Origin of the sequence: Bacillus sp. FSL R5-0603, assembly GCF_038050295.1 — a bacterium.
Lineage (GTDB): Bacteria > Bacillota > Bacilli > Bacillales > Bacillaceae > Bacillus > Bacillus subtilis.
In genome coordinates this window covers 686,351-708,208 of the sequence record NZ_JBBOYP010000001.1, presented here as the reverse complement: position 1 = coordinate 708,208, position 21,858 = coordinate 686,351, and the positions used below count along the sequence as shown (strand labels likewise).

The following is a 21,858-nucleotide window of genomic DNA, read 5'->3' as shown; positions in this document are numbered from 1 at the left end:
AGGATTTTGTCATCTTTTCAGCGTGATTGAAAACCCTTGAAGTCTAGGAAGGACGAGCATAGGAGCGGGCATTCACAGGATGTGATGACGACGGCGTTTAGGCAGGACGCCTGAGAATTTAGCCGTTGATCCACTTCGCATTGAGCACCGAAGCGCAGTCCTGACAACGAATGCGAGGGTTTGCCGACACGCTGAAAGACCGGATGTCTCCAGTCTTCTTTATCTATATCCCTGCCCAGACATCCTTAGCGTACATACCGGTATCCTGCAGATGTCTCAGCCAGTTTTGCGCTTCTTGCTCCCCGGTGCCATGGACAGACTGATACGCCTTTTGCAGTGCCGCCTCCACATCCGGGGCCATTTTGCTGCCGTCACCGCATACATAAAGCCTGCCTCCGCGGTCAAGGATCGATATTAACGTTTCTGCATGGTCAGCCATGACATGCTGGACATACGTTTTCGGCATGCCTTCTTTACGGGAAAAGGCTGTGTGGACAGTGACGATTCCGTCTTTTTCAAACTGCTCAAGCTCATCGCGGTATATAAAATCACGATCGTTCCTGCATCCAAAATAGAGATGAGCTTCACCGAGCGTTTTCCCCTCCCGTTTTAAAACTTCGCGGGCTTGAAGGAAACCGCGGAATGGCGCGACTCCTGTGCCTGGTCCGACCATAATGATTGGCGTTTCAGGGTCTTCTGGAAGCTGAAACCGGGATTCCGGTGTGCGGACAAACATCACGAGATCATCACCGGCTTGGCGCTCAGCTAAATCATTTGAAGCCACGCCCCTGTATTCGCCACGGCCGCTCCACGCAGGGCCGCGCACGACACCGACTGTGATTGATGCTTGCCGCGGATTCACTCTTGGAGAGCTTGAAATCGAATAGTATCTCGGTTTTAACGGCCGTAAAAGCTCTAAAAATCGTTCAAACGGCATGTCGCACGCTTCATACTTTTCAAGCAGATCCAGCATGGAAATTCGTTTTTTCAATATTTGCTCCTGATAAACACCCTCTGCTGACAGTTCTTCTAATTCGCGCCTATGCGGCGGACACACTGTAAATGCTGCCAGTTCACGTATTTGCGCTCTTGTGGCTGCTTCCTGCACCTCGACGCTGTAGCTGAGAAGATCATGCAGGCTGACAGGGCGGCCCAATGGCAGATGCCCCGCACTGCGGCCGCTTGCAGACAATGTCACTTGATCGGTTCCCTTCAGACCGAATCTGTGGAGAATCCGGTTGACATTGGTTTGGCTGTTTTTTGGCAATACGCCAAGATGGTCGCCCTCTTGATATTCAACATCCGGCGGCAATGCAATTTCGATATGGCGAGTGCTTCGATCGCTGTCTGCGGACTGGAGTTCACGATTTTCGGCAATGGATGCGTGAGAGGCTTCGTACGATCTAGCGAGCGGAGACTCGCCCAGCCCTCTGACAAACTGAAGGCTCAGCGTGCTTCGTTCCTTATCAGCGTTTTCATTAAGCTCAAGTCCGAATGCTTTGATGGCGTCCGCCCACATACTTTTTTTCCATTCGTCAAGCTGCCCTTCAAAATCACCGCTGACATCACCTTCCCCGCGCGCAGAAAACCGAGTCGCACCTTTCTCCGCAAGCTGCTCATCAATGAATCTCGGCACGTATTGATACGTGCTCGCCCAGTTGTGGTCGCCGCAGCCAAATACCGCGTAATGAACGCCATCAAGCTCACCCGGTTTGATTTCTTGAAGCCACTGCACGAACTGTCCGGCATTGCTTGGCGGTTTTCCATTATAAGACGAGGTCACAATGACAACCGCTCCCTCTTTCGGCAGCTTTCCAATCCGGTCGTTCAGAGGTGCCGTCTCTGTCCTTACGCCGTGAAGACTGGCAGTATCAGCAAGCTCCCGGGCGACGCCTTCTGCGGTGCCGGTATCTGAGCCGTACAGCACGAGAAGCGGGCGGTTGTTAAGACCGATGACCGATGCGCCCTTTCCTTCCGTTTTCTCCTTTTGCTCATCAGGCGCGGCTTTTTCGGCTGCCTGGACGTCTGCACGAATGGCTTCCTGATGACGGCTTTGAACCCTGATGTGAAAATCGCCCGGCTTAAGTGTTAAGGTTTGTTTGATATCAAGCTCATAATTCTCATGATCAATCAGCGTGAAATATTTTAGAATCATGCCTAACACAAGTGTGGCTTCATGAAGGGCAAACTGCATGCCGATACAGGCCCGTTGTCCATTTCCGAATGGTTTGTACGCATGATGAGGCACTTGGTCCTGATGCTCGAACCGTTCCGGCCGGAATTCCTCGGCGTCCTTTCCCCAAGCGTCTCGATCACGATGAAGCTGCGGAATCAGCACAGAAATTCTGTCTTTCGTCGTGATCGGGAATTTTCCGCCAATGACTGTGTCTTCTTTTGGATAAAGGCTGAAAGCCGGAGCTGTCGGCCATAAGCGCAGTGATTCATTTAAAATCATCCGTATGTATTTAAGCTCCAGCACTTGTTTATAGGTCGGCGCTGCATCCGTCAGCACCCGATCGACCTCTTCATACGCCTTTTTCAGTTTGTCAGGATGCTTCAATAAAAAGTAAGTCGCAAAGGAAAGCAGGCCGCTCGTTGTTTCATGGCCGGCAATCAAAAACGTAATAATTTGAAAGCGGATATTTTCGTCGTCGAGCTTTTCACCCGTTTCCGGATCTTCCACATTCAGCATGCGGGCAAGCAAATCTTTTTCATCCTGGTCTCCATTCGCCCTGCGCTCTGCAATAATGCTGTCGACTAACGAAAACATCGTTTGAATATCATGGTGGAATTGCCGCTTTGTTCTGACCATAAGCTTATCTTGAACATCAAGCCGCTGCATTTGATGCATCGCTTCATCAAGCGCCCGCACCATGCTGTTGATAAACGGGTGGGGCGTTTCTCTGTAGTAACTGTTAAAGCGGTAGTTAAACCCGCATAGCCCAATGGTGTCGAGCGTCAGCCGGGTCATATCTCCCGGGACATCGACTGCTTCATTCGGGTTGAGCCTGGCCCATTTTTGAATGAGCTGAACAGCGATATCGACCATTTTCTCATGATAGTCCTTCATGGCCCGCTGGCTGAACGTCGGCATCAGAATGTTGTGCGCTTTTCTCCAGTTAGGCTCATGCGTCCAGCTCGTAAACAATCCGTCACCGGAAAATGCGCGAACCTTTTCCAAGGCGCCTTCAATGCTTTTATCAAACCGTTCTTCATCACAAACCTCTTTCACCAATTCGTGGCCGGACACTACAATGGTCGTGCCCGCGGGTGTATGGATTTGAAAAATCGGGCCCTGTTCTTCCGCCAGTTTGATCAGCGAAAGCGTCGGCTTGTCTTTATCGATTAAAGGCAAATTGCCGAGCGGTCCAAACGTCTTCGGCTGAGGAATCGGGCTTGTTTCCTTCATCGAACCATTCCTTTCCGTATGAGATGCCTTCTATTTGACTACATTTCCCTTTCATGGTCATGATTATTCCATTCTCCCAATTGACGCATGATTGCTGTTTTTTCTATACTTGAGAAGCTGTACAATACGCGAATAAGGTGAGTTTATATATGGATTTTGAAATTCGGTTTTTATCCTTTTATGTCATACAGGTGGAAGGCAAAGATGAGCAGGCGAACAAGCAGTTCAAGCACTTCCAGACCCTTGATACGGGCGAATTTGAAGAAAGCGAGCTGAAGGACTTTCTCGACGGGGAACTGAAAAAAATCGTTAAACGGAAAGCTGACCGCCATCCGCAGTCCGAGCAGGTGCCGACGAAAATCGGCCATTTTATCGTCGAGCCCGGCCACGAGCTCGATTCCAACCCAAACTACAACATGTTCAACCGCGCGCGTCTGGCGGAAACAAAAGAAGACTTCAATGAGCTGAGCGAGCAGTTCGTCCGCACGTACCTTGACACAAGCGCGGTTCGCGGCGGCGTGTTTCTCGTCGCTTCGGCCGTGCCGAGAAAATACTTTGACGAGTCATTTGTCTTCATTATGAAATGTGATTTTGAGCCGAAGGTCGCCCGCATCTCTGACGCGTCTTCTCTCATTAAAAAAGTCGAAATGGCGATCACGACAAAAAACATGAAAAGCATCCAATACCCGTACATGCCAGAGGAAGGAATGATCGAGGAAGGTGAGCTAAAAATCCACCAGGCCTCGCACGCCCGCTATTTTGAGGACTTTCTGAAATTCGTCGAGTACGGCGAATCGATGCCGGAAATCATGAAAAATCAGGTCATGAACATGGTACAGGAGCACGTCTACGAGACATTTGAAGACAATAGCGAAGAGCTCAAGCAGTTCGAGCACGACATTGAAATTTGGGAAGCAAGCGAAAAACGGGAAATCCAAGAGCGCCTCGACACTCATCAAGTCATCGAAGCCTCCGCCCAAATCATCGAGCACACGCCAGAGGCCCAACTGAAAATGAAAGTCGGAGAAACAGAGATTAAGGGATTGCTAGCGGATTTTGGCGATTCTATTCATCTCGCCAAAGTAAACGGGCGCTATGTCGCGCTGATTGAAGCCGAGACCATTTCGTTTGAGAAAGGCAGTTCACCGGTGGAGTTTTATAAGCCTGAGGGACTGCATGAGGTGATTGAGCGGATACACCAGAGGAACATAGAGCAGTAGTGATATAAATTTTTCAAATTATTTAAAGAAAACATAGTCTATTAGATTTATGTATTTTTAAAAAAGGCAGGTAATAATATTTGTTTATTACTTTTAAAGTTAGAAATACTGAATATTTTAGAGTAACGCTGCCAGCAGTATAAATGCAGGCAGCGTTTTAATTTATCGTTTGACTATAAAAGCTGGGGTTTTAATGTTAAATTTTGCGCCAGAGGCTCTATTAGTAGCTATAAGTCTTACTCGGGCACTATTTTTCCCCTTTTTTAGTGACTTCTGATTTTTCAACTTAAACACCTTTGCTGGCGTTGAGTGGCTAAAGGAACCCTTTTTCACTTCATTTACAACCCAATCATGACCATTCCACACTTCTACTCTCATTGAGTAATCAAATGTTGCAATAGAACCTCCACCATATTTTGCTACACAATCAATCGATGTGGCCTTCTCTGAATAAGAATCAGCATCTGTACAAATTTTTAACACATAATCTGAATAATAAGTATTACATGGCATACAAATTTCCCCTTCCTAAGAATTCATTTCACAGCACTTAAAATGTTTAAAAAATACTGTGTTCATCTATAAGTGGCAAACGTATGACATTTCTAATACTCTTCCCTCAACACCGCATAGCACTCCCCAATCAGTTCTTCCGCTCCCGGCTCTCCTTTCAGCCCGCGGCGGACGATTTCCGATGATAGGTTCTGGACTTTGAGCGCTCGTGGGGCTCTTCTTTTGTAGTACGCCTGTAATGCTGTTTCGTGGTCGGCGTGGTTTTGGAGTTCTTCGGCGAGGACGATGGCATCCTCGATCGCCATTGCCGCTCCTTGCGCCAGGGTCGGCGCGCCGGCGTGGGCAGCGTCTCCTCCGATGACAACGCGGCCTTTATGCCATGGCTCCTGCACGGCGACCTGCTCCAGTTTGTTAAAGATGACAGGATGCTGTTTTGACATGTGCTTTGTGACAAAATCCAGCCCCCGAAAACCAGAAAGAATCTCTTTTACTCTATCAAACCGGGTATCTTCCTCATCCCAGTAATCACTCGTGCAAGGCTGGAGGACGAAGACATAGCCGGCGTGTTCCGCCAATGGCACGACGCCAATTTGTGTATCCCCGCTTCTATACATTAATGTCGCGTCCTCAAATGTAAAATCAGGAAGTTCGATATAAAAGCGCCACGCCCCCATGCCGAGGTACTCTTTTTCTGTTTCCTTTTGCAGCATTCTATCGCGAACAACGGAGTGAATGCCGTCAAAGCCCGCCAGAATGTCAGCCTGCAGCTTTTCTCCATCTTCACATACGGCAGTGACCGCTTCAGCTGTTTCTTCATAAGAGACAACCTTTTTCCCCCACTTAATGTCTACACCCGCCGCCTCGGCATGCTTCATGAGAATGTCATTTAGCGTTTTGCGCAGGATATTATTGCGTCCCGGCAGTGTATCGTCTAAAAAGGATTCGCTGACTGTAAACAGGAGATTCCCCTGTGCATCAAACGTTTTAAACCACTCTGTTTGAAAGCCATGCTTACAGCACTCCTCGAACACGCCCAATTCTTTCAAGACGGCCATTGCGTTTTGCGGCTGAAGAATTCCCGCACCTGTTTTTCGGTTTTCTGAAGCCGCTTCACATAAGGTGACGGAAAACCCTGCCTTACGGAGAGAAATGGCCGCTGACAAGCCGCCGATGCCGCCTCCTGCAATTAACATATGTTTCATATCAATAACCACCTTTTCAGCTCTATATGTATTAGTTAGGCGCCTAACTATATTACCTTACTATGTCCCAAGAAAATCTGTCAATCATCTCCAAGCCAAGTTGCGTTATGGTTTTCCCTCCTTTATAATCGTGTCACAACGAATGTACGGGAGCTACTTGCGATGGAATTAAAACATTTACCGAAATATAAGCATATAACAGAGCACGCCGAAACGTATGCCAATATTGACGCCGGCTCTCTTGAATTGTTTTTATCTCTTTTTGATATTTCAAAAAAAATGAATCATGTGATGGAGCATTACTTTGCTGGCCGAGGGCTGTCAGAAGGAAAATTCAAAATCCTGATGCTGCTCTTTGATGCCAAGGATCATAGGTTAAGTCCGACAGAGCTTGCCAAACAGTCAAACGTCACGAAAGCGACGATTACAGGTCTGCTGGACGGGCTGGTGAGAGACGGTTTTGTCAGCCGCAGGCATCATACAGAGGATAAACGAAAAATCAGCATTGAACTGACAACGGAAGGCAAAGCACGCCTTGAGGAATTTCTGCCCGGCCATTTCAGCAAAATCTCAGCGGTCATGGAAAACTACAGCGACGAGGAAAAAGACATGTTCGTAAAGATGCTTGGTGATCTTTTTGAAAGGCTGAGCGTGTTTAAAGACTAAAAAACCCGTCCGATCCGGACAGGCTACAGCGCTTTTCTTCTGCAGCCGGATACGCATCCGGCTGTTTTTTCTTTATGGCCGTAACAAATATGCCGCTGATGACACATGCAATGTGCACAAGCACAAACGGCTCATTCAATAGCAACATGACAGACGCACGACTCCACCTGCCTTTTTGTGTATGGCAAAAAGCGCCTATCCAATGACAGGCGCTTTTTCATTAATCATCACTGCTCAAAATGCCGAAGAAGCGGAGCAGGTTGATGAATAAGTTGATAAAGTCAAGGTACAGCGATAATGCCATAACGGGAATCAAGTCTTCCGTAATGTGGCGGTGTTTGATTTGGTTCAAATCATACAAAATGTAAAGGGAAAAGACGATGGTTCCGATCACGGAATACGCCATCATCGCCGCTGAGTTTAACGGGCTGAAAATGTTGAAAATCCCTACCACTGCGAGTGCGAGCACCGCAACCAGCAGAAATGACCACAGGAAGGATAAATCCTTCTTCATTTTTGCGCCGATTGTGCCCAAGACGGCAAAAATGACAAATGTAGAGCCAAAGGCTTCGAGCACGACATAGGCGCCGGCGATGGAAGCGTAATGGCTGACGATCGGAAATAAGGTAATGCCGGAAACGAACGCGAATGTATATACAAACGCATACCCGACCGCTTTTCTTCTGCGCATCCAGAAGGCCAGAATAATCATCGCCACTTCAAGAATAGAAAGCGGCAACATCAAAGCGACAGGAACAAATTGGCCGATAAAAAGGCCGACAGTCGCGATCAGCAAAGTGAAGACAAAGACTGTCAAAATGCGTTGCATGATCGATTGCTTACTCTCGTGAACCGTAGCTTGCATGTCAAAAATCCTCCTAAAAAATGATCTTAAAGGTCTATTATATAAAAATTGGATGAAATATGTATATGTTTTAAGGAGAATTTAATGAAAACAAACGCCCTTTACATTATCATTTTGATTCTTTCCTTTTCAGCGAAAAACGGTGCTTTTCTATTTTCTCAATTTGGGTAATCTGAGAATCATGAACCGTAATCTGAACCGTGCCGAAATCGAGTGTTTCCAGCGAGCTGATGATTTTTTCAATCACTTCCGGATCAATCGTTGATTTTGAAACCAAAAGACCTTCCCCCCCTGTTGAATAGGTTTTAATTCACAGTATTCTTATAAGAATTATAATATTATGTTTTTTTCGATAAATCAATGGTGATTTCTGTTCAAATCAAAAAGGCATATGATCACCCGGTGACGGACAATCATATGCCTGGAAACTTCCTATTTGTTTTCTTCCAATTCCTCAACAATACAGCGGACACCCATATTTTCTAATGCCTGCTTCAGCGTGCCGTACGTTTCATATTCACTAAAATCAAGCCCCAATTGAATCGATGTTTGGGCCACATCCGGGCGAATCCCTGAAAATACGGCTTTGACGCCTAATAAGAAAAGCGTTTTAGACAGGTTGTACAATTGCTGAGCCACCATGGTATCCACAATCGGAACACCCGAAAGATCAACGACGAGGCTTGTGATTTTTCTCTCGACACAGCGGACCGGCACTGTTTCTAAAATGACCTGTGCCCGTTTTGTATCAATGGAGCCGATAAGCGGCAATATCCCGATTCCATCGGCAATGGAAATGACCGGGCAGCCAAGCTCTGAGATCAATTCCTGCTGAGACGTGAGCCTCATCAGCATGAATTTTTGGTACTGCTCGGAGAATTCAATAATCAGCTTATCGAACGACTGATTCACAATGCGGTTCCATCGGTCTGCATCCTCATTTGTCACAATCTCCTGATTCTCTTTTATAAATGTGACGACTGCGTCCCAGAATGAGATTCTTGAATTGGATATGGCTTCTACGACCTCATGAACTTGAACATCCTGCTCTACCCTGTTTTTCGCAACGTTTTGCGCCCATTTTGCCATGTTTTCTTGAAAATCGGTTTGATCCTCCAGAAATGCGCTTGCGATTGTTATATTGGTAAATGTATGCTGCTCGGTTAAAAGTGTTTTCGTTTCTTCACTTAAATGGTCGGCGGAATATAGCTCGCCTTTTAGCTGGCAACGCAAACTGAACCATTTCTCAGTAATATCCGCAGTGTTGTCTATGATATATTGATATAATAATTGATCGATATTCACGGTTTGTCTCCTTTTTCGTAATAGAAGCACTTTCATTATAAAATGATAAATCGGAATTGTGAATAAGACTAGGGAAAAATCAAATGATTCTGCTCTCTGAGAGCATTCCAGCTTCATATCCTTAGGCGAATGCACCAATAAGAGTCCGCCCGCATAAACTGCAATGTACAGTTTACAATGAGAAAGGGCGTTATCACATGTATTATGTTGATCCTTATATGTTTGCGGGGCATTTTTATGAGCCTTGGCCTGCTTTTGAATATGAATACCGATATCCATGGCCTGGCAATGGCAGCGGTGCTGTTCCGGGCTCTGGCGGCGGCTCCGGCCCTGGCATTGGCGGCGGTGCTGTTCCAGGCTTTGGCGGCGGCTCCGGCCCTGGCATTGGCGGTGGCGCTGTTCCAGGCTTTGGCGGCGGCTCCGGCATTGGCAGCGGTGCCAGCCCGGGCTTCGGCGGTGCGCCGCAGGGACCTCCTCCTTCCCAAATACCAGCGAAACCCCCAAAACCGCAGGGTTCTCAAGGAGCCGTTTTGTTAGTTGAACCAATCACCATTCGTCCTTGCCTTTTCCGATTTACCTATGTTTGGTTAACCAATGGCCGCTCATTTTGGTTTTACCCGATCATCCTTGGCAGAAGATCCGTCGGCGGCTTTTATTGGGATTCCTCACGTCGCCGCTGGGTTTATTTCGCCTTAGACACAAATCACATCGATGTTGTAAGCTGCTCATTTTAAAAATCAGCCGGTTTCCCGGCTGATTTTTTTATGTTACTTCGGCCGTAAACAGGTTATAGTATTATTATCTTTTCAACTTGGAGGTTTCCCTATGATCAAACAAATTGGCACTGTTGCTGTATATGTCGAGGACCAGCAGAAAGCGAAGCAATTTTGGACAGAGAAGGCAGGCTTTGATATTGCAGCGGACCACCCAATGGGACCTGAAGCAAGCTGGCTGGAGGTTGCGCCAAAAGGGGCCGAGACTCGTTTAGTCATTTACCCGAAAGCCATGATGAAAGGCTCAGAGCAAATGAAGGCTTCTATTGTGTTTGAATGCGAAGACATCTTTGGTACATACGAGAAAATGAAGACAAACGGTGTAGAATTTCTCGGTGAGCCCAATCAAATGGAGTGGGGCACCTTCGTTCAATTTAAGGACGAAGACGGAAATGTGTTTTTATTAAAAGAATAAACTGTTGCGCACGGCGGTTCGATTCCGCCCTGCGCTTTCTTTGACATTGAGAATGAATTTCATTTACAATTATTCATATGTGAGAATGATTGGAGTGAGGCAAATGTTTGTACAGTTGAGAAAAATGACGGTTAAAGAAGGCTTTGCAGATAAAGTCATAGAACGTTTCAGCGCTGAAGGAATCATTGAAAAACAAGAAGGTTTAATTGATGTGACAGTGCTTGAGAAAAATGTGCGCCGCGGTGATGAAGAAGTTGTTGTCATGATTCGCTGGGAATCAGAGGATCACTGGAAGCAATGGGAAAAAAGCGATGCGCATATCGCCGGCCATAAAGCAAACAAAGGCAAACCAAAGCCTGACTATCTGATCAGCACTGAAGTGAGCATGTACCATGTACGTGCTGTCAAACAAGGGACATACAATCAATAAAAAGCTTGCGCCTTGCTGCAAGCTTTTTTCTAAGAGTCATGTTGATCTGCTTTGTTCGTATGTTACGGTATACAGCGGCTTATTTTTGTGCCATTCCGCAAATAACACGTCCTCCGTCTTATCAATGTTCTTCTTTTTCAATTCCTGCTTCAGCCACTGCTCATCCACACCCGCTTCCTTCAGATTATCGCGGACAATCTCTCCGTCTATGATTAAAGTGATCGGCAAAGAGACTGACTTCTGAGGAATCTGCAAATCCTTATTTGTCGGTTTGTCAAAGTCGGATTTTGGGAGCACGCTGACCATCCCGTTTGTTTCGAGAATCGCATATTCTACTTCTTGGATCGAGAAGCTCCCGGCTTGCCTCAGAAGACTTTGCAGCTGGTTAATATCCATCTTATTTTTCTTCAATACTTTATATTGAAGCTCTCCTTTGCGAATGACGATATTCGGCTCACCCTCGAGGAACTTTCGCGATGATTTCATTTTTTGTGTGATAAATTCAATAATATAAATCAGTACACCCCACAGCAGCGAAGCAAAAATAATTTCTTTAATCTTGATTTCATGGTCGTAGACTGCATTTCCGACCAATTCCCCTAAAATTAATGCAGAAATAAAATCAAACGGCGTAATTTGAGAAAATTGGGTTTTCCCCAGAAGTTTTAAGATGATAAATAAAATGCCTAAACCGCATACCAATTCTACCGCAACACTTAAATAATTTCCCATATTGATAGCACCTACTTCTTGATTATACTATCAGTATGGTCAATGGTTTCTTTTCTAAACCGGAAAAGCTCCGCTCAACGTTGTATGGTGCATTGGAGCATGTCATTGAAAAGCTGCTCTGCATCACTGCGGTCAATCTTGACAAGCGGGTCATTGAGGAAGGCTTGAAACGCGAGGCCAGTATCCTTTGTTAAACCTGCGTCCGCCACTGCCTCCTGATTGGATATATGCCTAGCCGCCAGCATTTCCACACCTTTCGGAAGCGCTCCGGAAAAAATCGGCTGGACACGGTTCCTTGTGATGAATGCGTTTGTTTCGACAATGGCTTGTATAGGAAGGTTTGAGACCTGGCCTTGATTCGGCATATTTACATTTGTGACGAGTTCACCCAATCCGAGAAGAGCCGCTATGATGTTCACGCCTTCTTCTCCCGAAGCTTTCTCAGCAACGCCCCGTTGTTGCACGATCAACCGTTCTGTTTCTTGTCGTTTCTCAGCTCTGTCTTGTTTTCTGAATGATATAGGTGTGAGATGAAATTTCCATACTTCAGGCTGTTTGAGGTATGGGCCGGGAAGAAACTCTGCCAGATGCCTGTCTCCCGCAGCAGGGATGGCGCCATACGTTTCAAATAAATCAAACGCAACACGGTGTGCCGAACAAAAGACGCTGTCCCTCCAGCTTTCCCCCTCCAGCTCATATCCTGATTCCCCATAGTGCGCGCTGAATTCACGGAATATAGGCAGCAGGTCAATATGGCGGTAAGAGGCTTTTGTGATCCATGTAAAATGGTTAATGCCGAGCACATTAACGCGGATATCCTCACGCCGCGGCACCTCAATCCCCAGCCTTTCCGTGACCATTTCCGCCAATAGCTTTTGCGTCCCGAATACCTCGTGGCAGCAGCCAATCGCTTTGATTCCGGGAAACACTTTATACAGCACTCTTGTACAGACAGACATCGGGTTTGTATAATTAATGACCCAGGACTCTGGTGCGTAGTCTCTTATTGCCCGGGCAATTTCCGCAAATATCGGCACAGCACGCAAGCTCCTGATGATCCCTCCAGGCCCGACAGTATCACCTACAGACTGATAAATACCGCAGCGCTCAGGCAAGTGGACATCGACTTCCATATCATCCAGTGATCCCGGCAAAATGGAAATAATGACGATATCCGCGGCTGATAACGCCTTTTTCAAAGTAGAAACAGCCTCATATCTCCATCTGCCGTTCCCGCTGTGATTGCCGATCACTTCATTTTTCTGAGCCGCTTCAAAATCAAGATCATAGAGCGCCACCGTGCCTGACATCCGTTCATCAATCGACAAATCACTCATCAGGCTTCTGGCCCAGCCTTGGGACCCCCCGCCGATATAGGCAATCTTAATCTGATCTAATGTACTGATATGAAACACTCCCTTTCTCAGCCTTTCACCGAACCGATCAGCATTCCCTTTGCAAAGTGTTTTTGTAAAAATGGATAGACCGCCAAAATCGGCAGCGTCGCAATGACAATGACAGCGAGTTTAATTCCCTGCTCCGGCGGAACGGCATTTTGCATCGTATCGCCATTGGTCGCCGTTAAATCCGATAAAATCGTGACTTGGCGAAGCACCATTTGCAGCGGCCATTTTGCACTGTCATTGATATATAAGAGAGCGTGGAAGAAATCATTCCAAATCCCGACCGCATAAAACAGCGCAAAGGTCGCAATAACCGGCTTTGACAGTGGCAGGGCGATCCGCCAGAAGACGCCGATTTCGGAACAGCCGTCAATTTTTGCTGATTCCTCCAGCTCGCGCGGCAGCTGCTGAAAGAAGTTTTTGATAATAATAAGGTTGAACGGATTAATCGCCATCGGCAGAATCAATGCCCAATACGTATCCAAAAGGCCAAGTGATTTTACGACAAGGTACGTCGGAATCATGCCGCCTGAAAACAGCATGGAGAAAATCACCAGATTCAACAGCAGATTCCGTCCCTTCACATGCCGCTTCGCCAGCGGATATGCCATCGTGAAGGTGAAAAACAGCTGTACAGCCGTCCCAACCACCGTGATGAAGATGGACACGCCCATGCTTCGAAGGAACGTCGGTGTCGAAAACACATACTTGTAAGCATCAAGTGTAAAGGTTTTCGGGAAAATAAAGAAGCTCCGCTGGGCGAGTTCCGCTTCTGTCGCAAAGGAACCGGCGATAATATATAAAAACGGCAAAATGGTAATCGCGCCGACACCGCCGAGAAACAGAATGTTGCAGACGTCAAACACCCGTCCGGCTTTGGTGTTGTGCATCGTGTGAATTTCAGCCATACCTCTCCCTCCTCTAAAACAATCCTTCCTGATCAAACTTTTTCGCAATGTAATTGGCGCCAAAAATCAAGATAATCCCGACAACTGATTTAAACAAACCGACCGCCGTGCTGTAGCTATACGCCCCTTGGGTAATCCCCATCATATACACATACGTGTCGAAGATGTCAGCCACACTGCGGTTGAGCGAGTTCGTCATCAAATACACCTGTTCAAAGCCAAGATTCAAAAAGCTGCCGATTCTTAAAATCAACAAAACAATAATGGTGCTTCTGATCGCCGGCAGCGTAATATGCCACATTCTCCTGAACCGCCCCGCTCCGTCCATGATGGCCGCTTCATACTGCTCTTGATCAACCGTAGCGAGCGCTGCCAAAAATAGAATCGTTCCCCAGCCTGTTTCCTTCCAAATGCTTTGCATCACAATCATCGGCCGGAACCAGTCTGCATCCGACAAGAAAGAAATCTGCTCACCTGTCAGGCTCATGATCATTTTGTTGATCACACCTGTATCGACAGTAAAGAAAACGAAGGTGATGCTGACCACAATTGTCCATGATACAAAATGGGGTACGTAAATAAAGGTTTGGATACATCTTTTATATACGGCCTTTCTTACCTCATTCAAAAGCAGGGCTAAAATGAGAGGCGCGGGAAAGGCAAACAAAAGATCCAGGCTCGCCAGCGTGAGGGTGTTGCGCAGCAGCCGGAAAAAATCCGGATTCATAAAAAAGTCTTTGAAATAATCAAAGCCGACCCATTCGCTTTTCCAGAAGCCGAGATATGGCGAGTAGTCTTTAAAAGCGATCAGCACGCCCCACATCGGCAAGTATTTGAAAATCAAGAAATAAAGCAGACCGGGAATAAGAAGAAGATAAAGCCATTTGTCCCGTTTGAGCGCAGCCATCCAGCTGATGCCTTTTCCAGCGGTGAGAACAGGTGCATCTCCCTTCTTCGGCACTGTTTCCATATCTGTTCTCCTTTCGTGATACCGGGGCGCCCGCCGAACGGCAGGCGCATCGGTTTATTTTGACGATTGGTACAATTTGTTCAAGTCCTTCATCAGGTCATTGCCGCCGCTTTTTTTCCAAAGCTCCACTGCATCAGCGAACCCTTTTTCATCAATTTCTCCAATGATAAATTGTGTTCTCGCGTCGAGGATGATGTTGTCAAGCTGGGCTCCTTTTTGGGTATAGACATCAGATACAAGCGACTCAGCCGGGTTAAAGACGGCTATTTTTTCTCCTTCGGTTATGATGTCCTTGCGATGCTGGAAGAGCTTGGTTTTCTGGTCTTCGATGTAATACTCGCTTTTCGGAATCGACATGCTGAACTGTGCCAAGCCTTCATGCTCATACAGGAGAGATTTATTATTTTTTTCAAGTGAGGTGAATACGCCGTCCTTGAGCTCGTAATTGCGGCCCTTCACTCCGTTGTTCGTGAGAATCTGCGCTTCCTTATCATTCATCTTATCGAGGAAGGACAGCACCTCTTTCAGCTCTTTTTCGGTTTTGACGCTTGATTTTGGTATCGCGATCATGCCTGAATAACCAGATGTCGGGAAGGTGCGCTTGCCATTCGGTCCCTCAAGCGAGCCGACGATATCAATGATATCCTTGTTCGACTCATCCGCCTCCTCCATCGCGCTTTGGATTTGAGACGCTCTTGAGCCTGTATCAACGATGACACCCGCTTTTCCTTTTACAACCGGATCATTCCACTTCGCAGAATCCATGACAGCAAAGTCCTTATTGATCAATCCCTCATCATAGAGCTTTTTAAAAAACGTGAGCGCATCCATGTATTCCTTCGTTGTAAAATCCGGAATCAGCTTTCCGTTTTCAACACCGTAGCGGTTCGGCGCTCCGAACCAGATTTGCAAAACATCCCATGGGCTTCCGTTGCCGAGTCCCATCCATTTCGGCACGACCATGCCGTACGTATCATCCTTGCCGTTTCCGTCAGGATCTTTTTCCTTAAAGGCTTTCAGCACTTCATAGAAATCATCAAGCGTTTCCGGCATATCCAGACCGACATTTTTCAGCCAGTCGGTTCTGATGATCATACACGCCCTGATCAGATCCCTCGTTCTGTAGATTCCGTACACCTCGCCGTTCACCGAGCTGTTCTTCAAAATCTTTTCATCTGCCTGGCTTAAATTCTTGTAGTCTTTTAAATAAGGAGACAGCTCCCAAAACGCCCCTGCTTTGACAGACTTGATAAAGCCGGCTGACTTATCTTTAATGACAATCGCGTGAGGCATCTCTCCTGAAGCCATGACGATGTTGAATTTGTCGTTGTAGGATGAATCAGGCACCCATGTGACCTTAATCTCTTTGCCTGTGTATTTTTCGAGCGCTTTTAATGAAGGGCTTTTATCACTCGGGCTTTCCGGCGATAAGAGCGGCGCCATAATTTTGATCGTATCTTTCGAACCGCTTGCTGAATTGGATGTTTCCGAATGGCTGCATCCGGCGATCATCATGGCAGCAAGCGGCAAGGCCATCCATTTTTTTCGCATTCTTATTTTCATGTTGCGTAAGTCCCCCTTTTTTCAATTTGCATTTCCCCTTTGCCCTCTCAATATAAAGCGCTTACATAAATTCTTGCAATCTTCATTTTTTGCACCATTTCTCCTATGAAATTCCGGCTGTTATCCTTTTTTGCCCGATGTTTCTTTTTTTGCCGGAAGGGAATCTCCGATCAGTTCCAGTGCCGCTATGACATTTAAACACCATTGAGAGACAGTGTTCGTTGTCACCCATGGAAGCTCCTCTAGCTGCGTCCATGTCTCGATGCGCTCCGGTTTGATCGGAAGCGGCGTATGGCTGAGCTTATCATCGAGCAAAAGATTCCACGCTTTGGCGGCGAGATGAGGATCTTGTTTTTTTCTTGCGGCGTAGGCTGTCATACCGGCGGCGAACATCGGCCAGTGAAAATGCCCGTCATGAAGAGCGCCTCCGCTTTTTTTCCGTTTTTCCTCATCACTGAGTGTGTAAAATTCGCCGAATTCACTCAGCATATCCTCCCATTCCCGGTCATCAAGAAGCTCAGCCAGCTCCATCCACACTTGCGGCGCGCCGAAGGCAATGATCATATGATATCCGCCCGCAATGCCGTCTCCCATGTGATGAAGCATCGAGGTCGCCGGGTCATATTCAAATGTCGGGCCGGATAATAAGCGGAGCGGCAGCCGCTTCAGACAGTTGATTCCCGTTTCGATTTTTTTGAGATATTCCCGATTTTCGGTCCGCTCCCATTCCGCCAGCCAGTTCGAGCAAAACGCCGCCCAGTCCGGTCCTGTTCTGGCGTGAGTCGGGTGCTTGCCTTTCTCGTAAAAAGCGCGCATCGGATCGGTTTTGACGAGGGCATAATCGGCATCCTTCACTTCTGTCAAAAGATCTCCCGTCCGCTCATCACCCGTCAGATAATAATAGAATTTATAAAGCCCGGCCATGCTGATTCTCGCTTCCTTGCAGCCGCATCCCCAGTGCACAACATTATGCCGTGAGCCAAGCCCGGCGTATTCACCGAGGTGAAAGCTGTCCGTTTCACTCGTATGGCGGGTCATGGCTTCTGCCATTCGGAAGATATCCTCTCTGCCTGAGCGGAAAAACGCCTGCCACAGCCATAAGGTCGGAACGAGCTCATTGTTTTGCCATGCATATCCGCCGAGATCGTACCGCCACATATGCCGGATCGGGTCATACGTATGCATGACATCGCCATAATGCCAAAAACCGTACCATCTGCGTTGCTCTACTTCCTTTTTATAAAACAGAAAGGCCGCATCGAGATGTTCCTCCAGCTCTTTTTTGAGCGGATGGGATGTGTCAATGATGCTCCAAACCCCGAGTGCTTTTGATTCGTAATAAACGTCCGGCTCGCATACAATGAGCGGCGGCGCCTGCCATTTGTCAGCGAGTGCATTAAGGACTTCGTCAGACGGCATGTGCGAAAAGCACGCCAGGCTGATTTCATTTGTGTTCGCGATGCCTGTCGAATCAGAGCGCATTTCATCAAAGCCTTCATACGCGCTGGCCACGTGGGTGTTTCCTGTATAATGCCGCAAATCCATTGCTTCGCCGTCCGGGGGCCAAAGCCAGACGGTCATTTTGGGGCGGCTGCCGGCAAGACCTGTGATTTCCAGTGCTGAAGGGTATTTCTCAAAAAAATACCGCAGACCGAGTGTCATGCCGCCATTTTCTCCGCCCGCATAGCAGAGCCCCTTCGCCCGGCTGCCATGCAGCATTCCGACCCACGCATAATCTTTTCCGGTCCGTTTTGACAGGCTGTAATGATCGCTGGAATCCTGAACAAGCTTCACATCGTCCCAAACCGCATTCTGTGTGCCATGTGCAAACCATTCCTTATGCTCTTCATCTGGAGACAGCATTTCGCCATTGATTTGTTTTTCATAAAGCGGATATCGTTCATTGAATTTACGTGTGCCAAACAGCTGGGCGGGTTCTTTGTACATCCCTTTCTCTCCCGCAAACCGGAAATGGCGGTTGTACGGCTCTCCCTCCAAAAAAAGGTCAAATTCGATGCCGAGCCCCTTAACGAATTCTTGTTTACCGCTCCTGTCAATCAGCTGCGTGTGCACAAGGCCGATCTCAGACAGCCCGGCATAAAACGCCAATCGGATGACAAACGGCAGCCATTCTTCATTCGTTTTATGGAGCACATGCACTCCCTCGATTTTAACCACCGCTTTGACAGGACCGCTCTGCTCAATCGCCGCCCGTTTGATAAAGCTGACAGACCTTTCATGCAAAAGAACCGTTTCCGCCGCCGACTCGTTTCTCGTTTCTCTTATGGCAACGAGCCTCCCGCCTGCGGCGATCGGCTTTCCGTTGATCTGCAATGATTGAATGAAATCAGATCCTGTTTTATGAATGGTACAAACGAGTGCTCCTGTATTCACTTGGATTTCATGCTCTGACTCATGAATGCTGAGCGATTCAGTTGGCTGCGAGACTTCTCTTTTTTGCACGATAAAGCTTTGGTTTTCCTTACCGCCAAACACCGCCGCGTGCTTCGTCCACTTGATGCTCCCATCCGGCCAATAGGCCGACGGTTCGCTTTGCACATATCGCGTTTCCGCGTTTTCATTCATAAGCGCCAGTCGGTCACCCTTTTTTAATTCTCCTTTTTTCCATGGCACGCCCCACGTCACGCCGCTTGTCAACTTTGGCTGTTCTGATAACCATTTGATCTTTTTCATCGGTCTCTCCCTCCATAGAAAAAAGCTGATTCGATGCAAAGAATCAGCTGGGATTGTCAAATTGAATCACACGGTATTCATGCGGTCCGACCGCCAGCCTCCCCGCCTTTTCCAAGCGGTGCGTCAACAGATCTGTTCCCGCTTCCGGCAGTGTCACACTTCCTCCTTTTCCATCCATATTCACGATGATCCATACAAGGCCGTTATCGCCTTTGCGCGGGGCAACGATCGTGCCGGGCGTCACATCCGACTGGCTGGAAATAACAGCTTCCTCCGCGTAATGCCTGACGAGCGCTTCCAGCATCGCATCCCCTTCTTTCCCGGATGGAAGCGAGCCCAGCATGACAATTTTCCCCTCGCCGTAATTCCGTTCCGTCAGAAAAGCATGGCCCGCCCCCGGTCCTGATTCAACCGTGCCAAGGGTATTTCCGCTCTCTGTGTCAAACACCGCGCTCCATAGTCCGAGCGGCGCCGTGATGCTAAACGCTTTTCCTGTATTCACGTTCTCATTCATCGGAAAGGTAAAAAGTGTTTTGATCCCTGACGTTTTCTCAAGTTCGCCAAGTCCGCAATCGGTATGAATGGTATGCTCGCATGTGCGCCCTCCTGTCAGCGGCCCGGTGATCCAGATGCCGCCCGCTTCAGCGAATGCCGAAGCTTTTTTGATAAATTCAGAAGACAAATACGGCACAAATGGCGTAAACAGCAAGCGATAGCCGTCCAGTGGAGCGCCTTCCGGAATAAGGTCACGGTGAATCCCCGTGTTGAGAATACGTTCATAAAAATGCGTCACAAGCGAACGATGCCGGAGTCCCCGGTGAGGCTCAGTTTTAATAAATGCTTTTGCTCTGTCAGAGTACGTCATCGCCGCCTCGGCTTGAACGGGTTCAGTCGATAGAATAACAGGCTCGATTTCCTTTCTTGCCCGCTCAACCGCCAGCACATTTTGGTAGCCAATGGTGGGTTCGCCCCAGGCACTGAGAACCGAACCGTGGGAAATCTCGCTGCCTGAACGCTGCTGTCGCCATAGCCAGTAGCAAAATCCCTGGCTTCCTAAGGCGTAGGACGATACGGCTTCGGCCTGCAAATACCCGTCTGCGTGCGGGTAAGCGGAGCTTTCAAGCGAGGCGGCATACGACGGACTCGTTTCCAAAATCCAAAACGGGCGCCCCTGTTTCAGATTTCTCCATAAATCACAGTTCAATAAAAAGGCAGAGGCGTTTTCCTGCGAAGCGTACGTGTCATAGGAGGCAAAATCCAGATTCTGAAACATTCGCTCATTGTCCACGCTGAACATGACTGATCCGTTATGCGTGATCGGTGCATCTGAATAGCAGCGGATGATTTTGGCCTGTTCATCCGCAAACGAAGCGATCATCTCCATCGAAAACAGCTGATACATGGTGCTTAGGGAAGCGTGATGCAGAAACGGGGCCGGTCCCGGCTGCGGGACTTGCTCAAACGTCTGATAGGTTTCGCTCCAAACATCGGTTACCCAAGCTTCATTCAAGCGCTCAATCACCCCGTAGCGATTTTTGAGCCAGTCATGCCATAAGCGCAAACATGTTTCACACATGCATTCTGCAACATGGCATTTAAACTCATTGTCTAGCTGCCATCCGATCAGCCCCGGGAGCCGGCCAAGCTCCTTGGCGATGGCTGTGGTGATGATGGCGGCTTTTTTTCGGAAATACGGGTTGTTCGTACAGGCATGCTGACGGGAGCCATGCCCCATGATCTCTCTTTTTTCATTGACATGCATGCGTTCGGGCCGGCCGTGTGAGAACCAAATTGGCGGGGTAGGCGTCGGCGTGCACATGATCGTTTCGATCCCGCTTTCATACAGCCGGGCGATGATTTCTTTGAAAAAACCGACGTCAATTTTTCCTTCTTCCGGTTCTATGACAGACCAGGCAAATTCACCGATCCGCACAACATTTACGCCAACTTCACGCATGATGTCAATGTCCTGCTGAATCGTCTCTTCATCCCATAATTCCGGATAATAGCAAGCACCATGATACAGTTTTCTCATCCCATTTTCACCTTTCTTTGATGATCGATTCTGTCAATGGCTGGCCGAGCTCCTTTATGCCTTTTGCCACAAGTTTCGCCATTTCATTTGCGCCTTTTTTTGTAAAATGCGTGTAATCGTTAATCCCTTCTGAAATCATAAAATAGGTGTACACTTTTTCCTCGCCCTTCTCAGTAAAGAAAGCAAGGCTTTTCTCCATCAGATCAATGAGCTGGACATTCTCCTCTTCAGCCGTCTGCTTCATGGCAATGCAGTAATCAGGAAAATCGTTCAAAAACACGCCGTTTTCGTAGTGAAAGCGGGCTACGGGGGTAATGAGAAGCGGATGGGCGCCTTTTTCCCGCGCGCCTGCGATATACTGCTTTAAATATTGTTTATAGGTCGTGTAGGGCTCGGTGTAGCGCTCCGGCTTATTTTTCGACGCGTCATTATGGCCCATCTGCACGAACAGCCAATCATCCGGCTCAATCACATCAAGGATCGCCTGAAGCCTGCCCTCTTCGACAAATGTCTTCGAGCTTCTTCCCCCGATCGCTCTGTTGATCACCTGAATATGCTCCGGCAGATGCGAGCCGAGAAACTGCCCCCAGCCCCCTTGATTTGTGCTGTCTCCATACGTTTGAACAGTCGAATCGCCGGCAAGATAAATATGATTTGCCATTTTTCATTCCTCCTCGTTTTTTATACAGCTTCCATCACGGATAGCTCTTCCCTTGAAAAAACCGGTGCGTACAGCGTTTGTGCATTGGTTCGTC

Annotated in this window: 19 protein-coding genes and 1 pseudogene; 5 read left to right on the top strand and 15 right to left on the bottom strand. The window is 47.8% G+C overall.

The genetic code is table 11. The features are described from left to right. Positions 1 to 223: 223 nt before the first annotated feature. Positions 224 to 3,409, bottom strand: coding sequence for a bifunctional P-450/NADPH--P450 reductase (gene cypD, locus NYE56_RS03580; RefSeq protein ID WP_335450446.1), 3,186 nt, complete (start codon positions 3,407 to 3,409; stop codon positions 224 to 226). A gap of 149 nt (positions 3,410 to 3,558) precedes the next feature. Here cypD and NYE56_RS03575 point away from each other — a divergent pair, with 149 nt between their 5' ends. Then, complete coding sequence (locus tag NYE56_RS03575; protein ID WP_341283478.1) at positions 3,559 to 4,629, top strand: DUF3900 domain-containing protein; 1,071 nt, start codon at positions 3,559 to 3,561, stop codon at positions 4,627 to 4,629. Between the two features lie 162 nt (positions 4,630 to 4,791). Here the strand turns inward: NYE56_RS03575 and NYE56_RS03570 are convergent, their stop codons facing one another. Next, entirely contained in the window at positions 4,792 to 5,142 is a 351-nt protein-coding gene (locus tag NYE56_RS03570) for a hypothetical protein (protein WP_038829579.1), read from the bottom strand. A 92-nt stretch (positions 5,143 to 5,234) separates the two neighbouring features. Next, entirely contained in the window at positions 5,235 to 6,344 is a 1,110-nt protein-coding gene (locus NYE56_RS03565; RefSeq protein ID WP_341283477.1) for an FAD-dependent oxidoreductase, read from the bottom strand. A gap of 162 nt (positions 6,345 to 6,506) precedes the next feature. Between NYE56_RS03565 and yetL the strand changes: the two genes are divergently transcribed. Continuing rightward, positions 6,507 to 7,010, top strand: a complete 504-nt coding sequence (gene yetL, locus NYE56_RS03560) for a transcriptional regulator YetL (protein ID WP_124044098.1) — start codon at positions 6,507 to 6,509, stop codon at positions 7,008 to 7,010. Here the strand turns inward: yetL and NYE56_RS03555 are convergent. From NYE56_RS03555 to NYE56_RS03540, 4 genes and pseudogenes are all read right to left on the bottom strand, one after another. Beyond that, a pseudogene (locus NYE56_RS03555) lies at positions 7,000 to 7,155 on the bottom strand (hypothetical protein); the annotation flags it as partial. The gene yetL and the pseudogene NYE56_RS03555 sit on opposite strands and share 11 nt — an antisense overlap. Before the next feature lie 75 nt (positions 7,156 to 7,230). Beyond that, positions 7,231 to 7,875, bottom strand: a complete 645-nt coding sequence (locus tag NYE56_RS03550) for a Bax inhibitor-1/YccA family protein (protein WP_003244397.1) — start codon at positions 7,873 to 7,875, stop codon at positions 7,231 to 7,233. A 109-nt stretch (positions 7,876 to 7,984) separates the two neighbouring features. Then, entirely contained in the window at positions 7,985 to 8,152 is a 168-nt protein-coding gene (locus tag NYE56_RS03545) for a YezD family protein (RefSeq protein WP_003244522.1), read from the bottom strand. 155 nt (positions 8,153 to 8,307) lie between these two features. Then, entirely contained in the window at positions 8,308 to 9,180 is an 873-nt protein-coding gene (locus tag NYE56_RS03540; protein WP_341283476.1) for an STAS domain-containing protein, read from the bottom strand. Between the two features lie 197 nt (positions 9,181 to 9,377). Here NYE56_RS03540 and NYE56_RS03535 point away from each other — a divergent pair, with 197 nt between their 5' ends. The 3 genes from NYE56_RS03535 to hmoA all read left to right on the top strand — a co-directional run bounded on the left by NYE56_RS03535 (position 9,378) and on the right by hmoA (position 10,798). Then, on the top strand, positions 9,378 to 9,914 hold the full coding sequence (locus tag NYE56_RS03535) for a hypothetical protein (protein WP_341283475.1): 537 nt from the start codon (positions 9,378 to 9,380) through the stop codon (positions 9,912 to 9,914). A gap of 91 nt (positions 9,915 to 10,005) precedes the next feature. Beyond that, positions 10,006 to 10,368 carry a VOC family protein gene (locus NYE56_RS03530; RefSeq protein WP_335450454.1) on the top strand — a complete coding sequence of 121 codons (363 nt, stop codon included), beginning with the start codon at positions 10,006 to 10,008 and terminating at the stop codon, positions 10,366 to 10,368. Between the two features lie 103 nt (positions 10,369 to 10,471). Then, the gene (gene hmoA, locus NYE56_RS03525; protein WP_003243958.1) at positions 10,472 to 10,798 is read left to right on the top strand and encodes a heme-degrading oxygenase HmoA; all 327 of its coding nucleotides are present in this window, start codon (positions 10,472 to 10,474) and stop codon (positions 10,796 to 10,798) included. Positions 10,799 to 10,834: 36 nt separating this feature from the next. Here hmoA and NYE56_RS03520 read toward each other — a convergent pair whose 3' ends face one another. The 8 genes from NYE56_RS03520 to NYE56_RS03485 all read right to left on the bottom strand — a co-directional run bounded on the left by NYE56_RS03520 (position 10,835) and on the right by NYE56_RS03485 (position 21,764). Continuing rightward, positions 10,835 to 11,530, bottom strand: coding sequence for a DUF421 domain-containing protein (locus NYE56_RS03520; protein ID WP_268556174.1), 696 nt, complete (start codon positions 11,528 to 11,530; stop codon positions 10,835 to 10,837). A gap of 74 nt (positions 11,531 to 11,604) precedes the next feature. Continuing rightward, positions 11,605 to 12,945 carry an alpha-galacturonidase LplD gene (gene lplD, locus NYE56_RS03515; protein ID WP_341283474.1) on the bottom strand — a complete coding sequence of 447 codons (1,341 nt, stop codon included), beginning with the start codon at positions 12,943 to 12,945 and terminating at the stop codon, positions 11,605 to 11,607. Between the two features lie 8 nt (positions 12,946 to 12,953). Further along, on the bottom strand, positions 12,954 to 13,841 hold the full coding sequence (locus NYE56_RS03510) for a carbohydrate ABC transporter permease (protein ID WP_003242715.1): 888 nt from the start codon (positions 13,839 to 13,841) through the stop codon (positions 12,954 to 12,956). Positions 13,842 to 13,854: 13 nt separating this feature from the next. Continuing rightward, positions 13,855 to 14,811 (bottom strand): ABC transporter permease, encoded by a 957-nt coding sequence (locus NYE56_RS03505; RefSeq protein WP_268315220.1) that lies wholly within the window; start codon positions 14,809 to 14,811, stop codon positions 13,855 to 13,857. 54 nt (positions 14,812 to 14,865) lie between these two features. After that, on the bottom strand, positions 14,866 to 16,374 hold the full coding sequence (locus NYE56_RS03500; RefSeq protein WP_080529044.1) for an extracellular solute-binding protein: 1,509 nt from the start codon (positions 16,372 to 16,374) through the stop codon (positions 14,866 to 14,868). Between the two features lie 120 nt (positions 16,375 to 16,494). Further along, on the bottom strand, positions 16,495 to 19,068 hold the full coding sequence (locus NYE56_RS03495) for an exo-rhamnogalacturonan lyase family protein (RefSeq protein ID WP_341283473.1): 2,574 nt from the start codon (positions 19,066 to 19,068) through the stop codon (positions 16,495 to 16,497). A gap of 43 nt (positions 19,069 to 19,111) precedes the next feature. Then, entirely contained in the window at positions 19,112 to 21,103 is a 1,992-nt protein-coding gene (gene yesZ / locus NYE56_RS03490) for a beta-galactosidase YesZ (protein WP_341283472.1), read from the bottom strand. A 7-nt stretch (positions 21,104 to 21,110) separates the two neighbouring features. Further along, positions 21,111 to 21,764: a rhamnogalacturonan acetylesterase gene (locus tag NYE56_RS03485; RefSeq protein ID WP_341283471.1), complete on the bottom strand. Its 654-nt coding sequence runs from the start codon at positions 21,762 to 21,764 to the stop codon at positions 21,111 to 21,113. Positions 21,765 to 21,858: the final 94 nt, after the last annotated feature.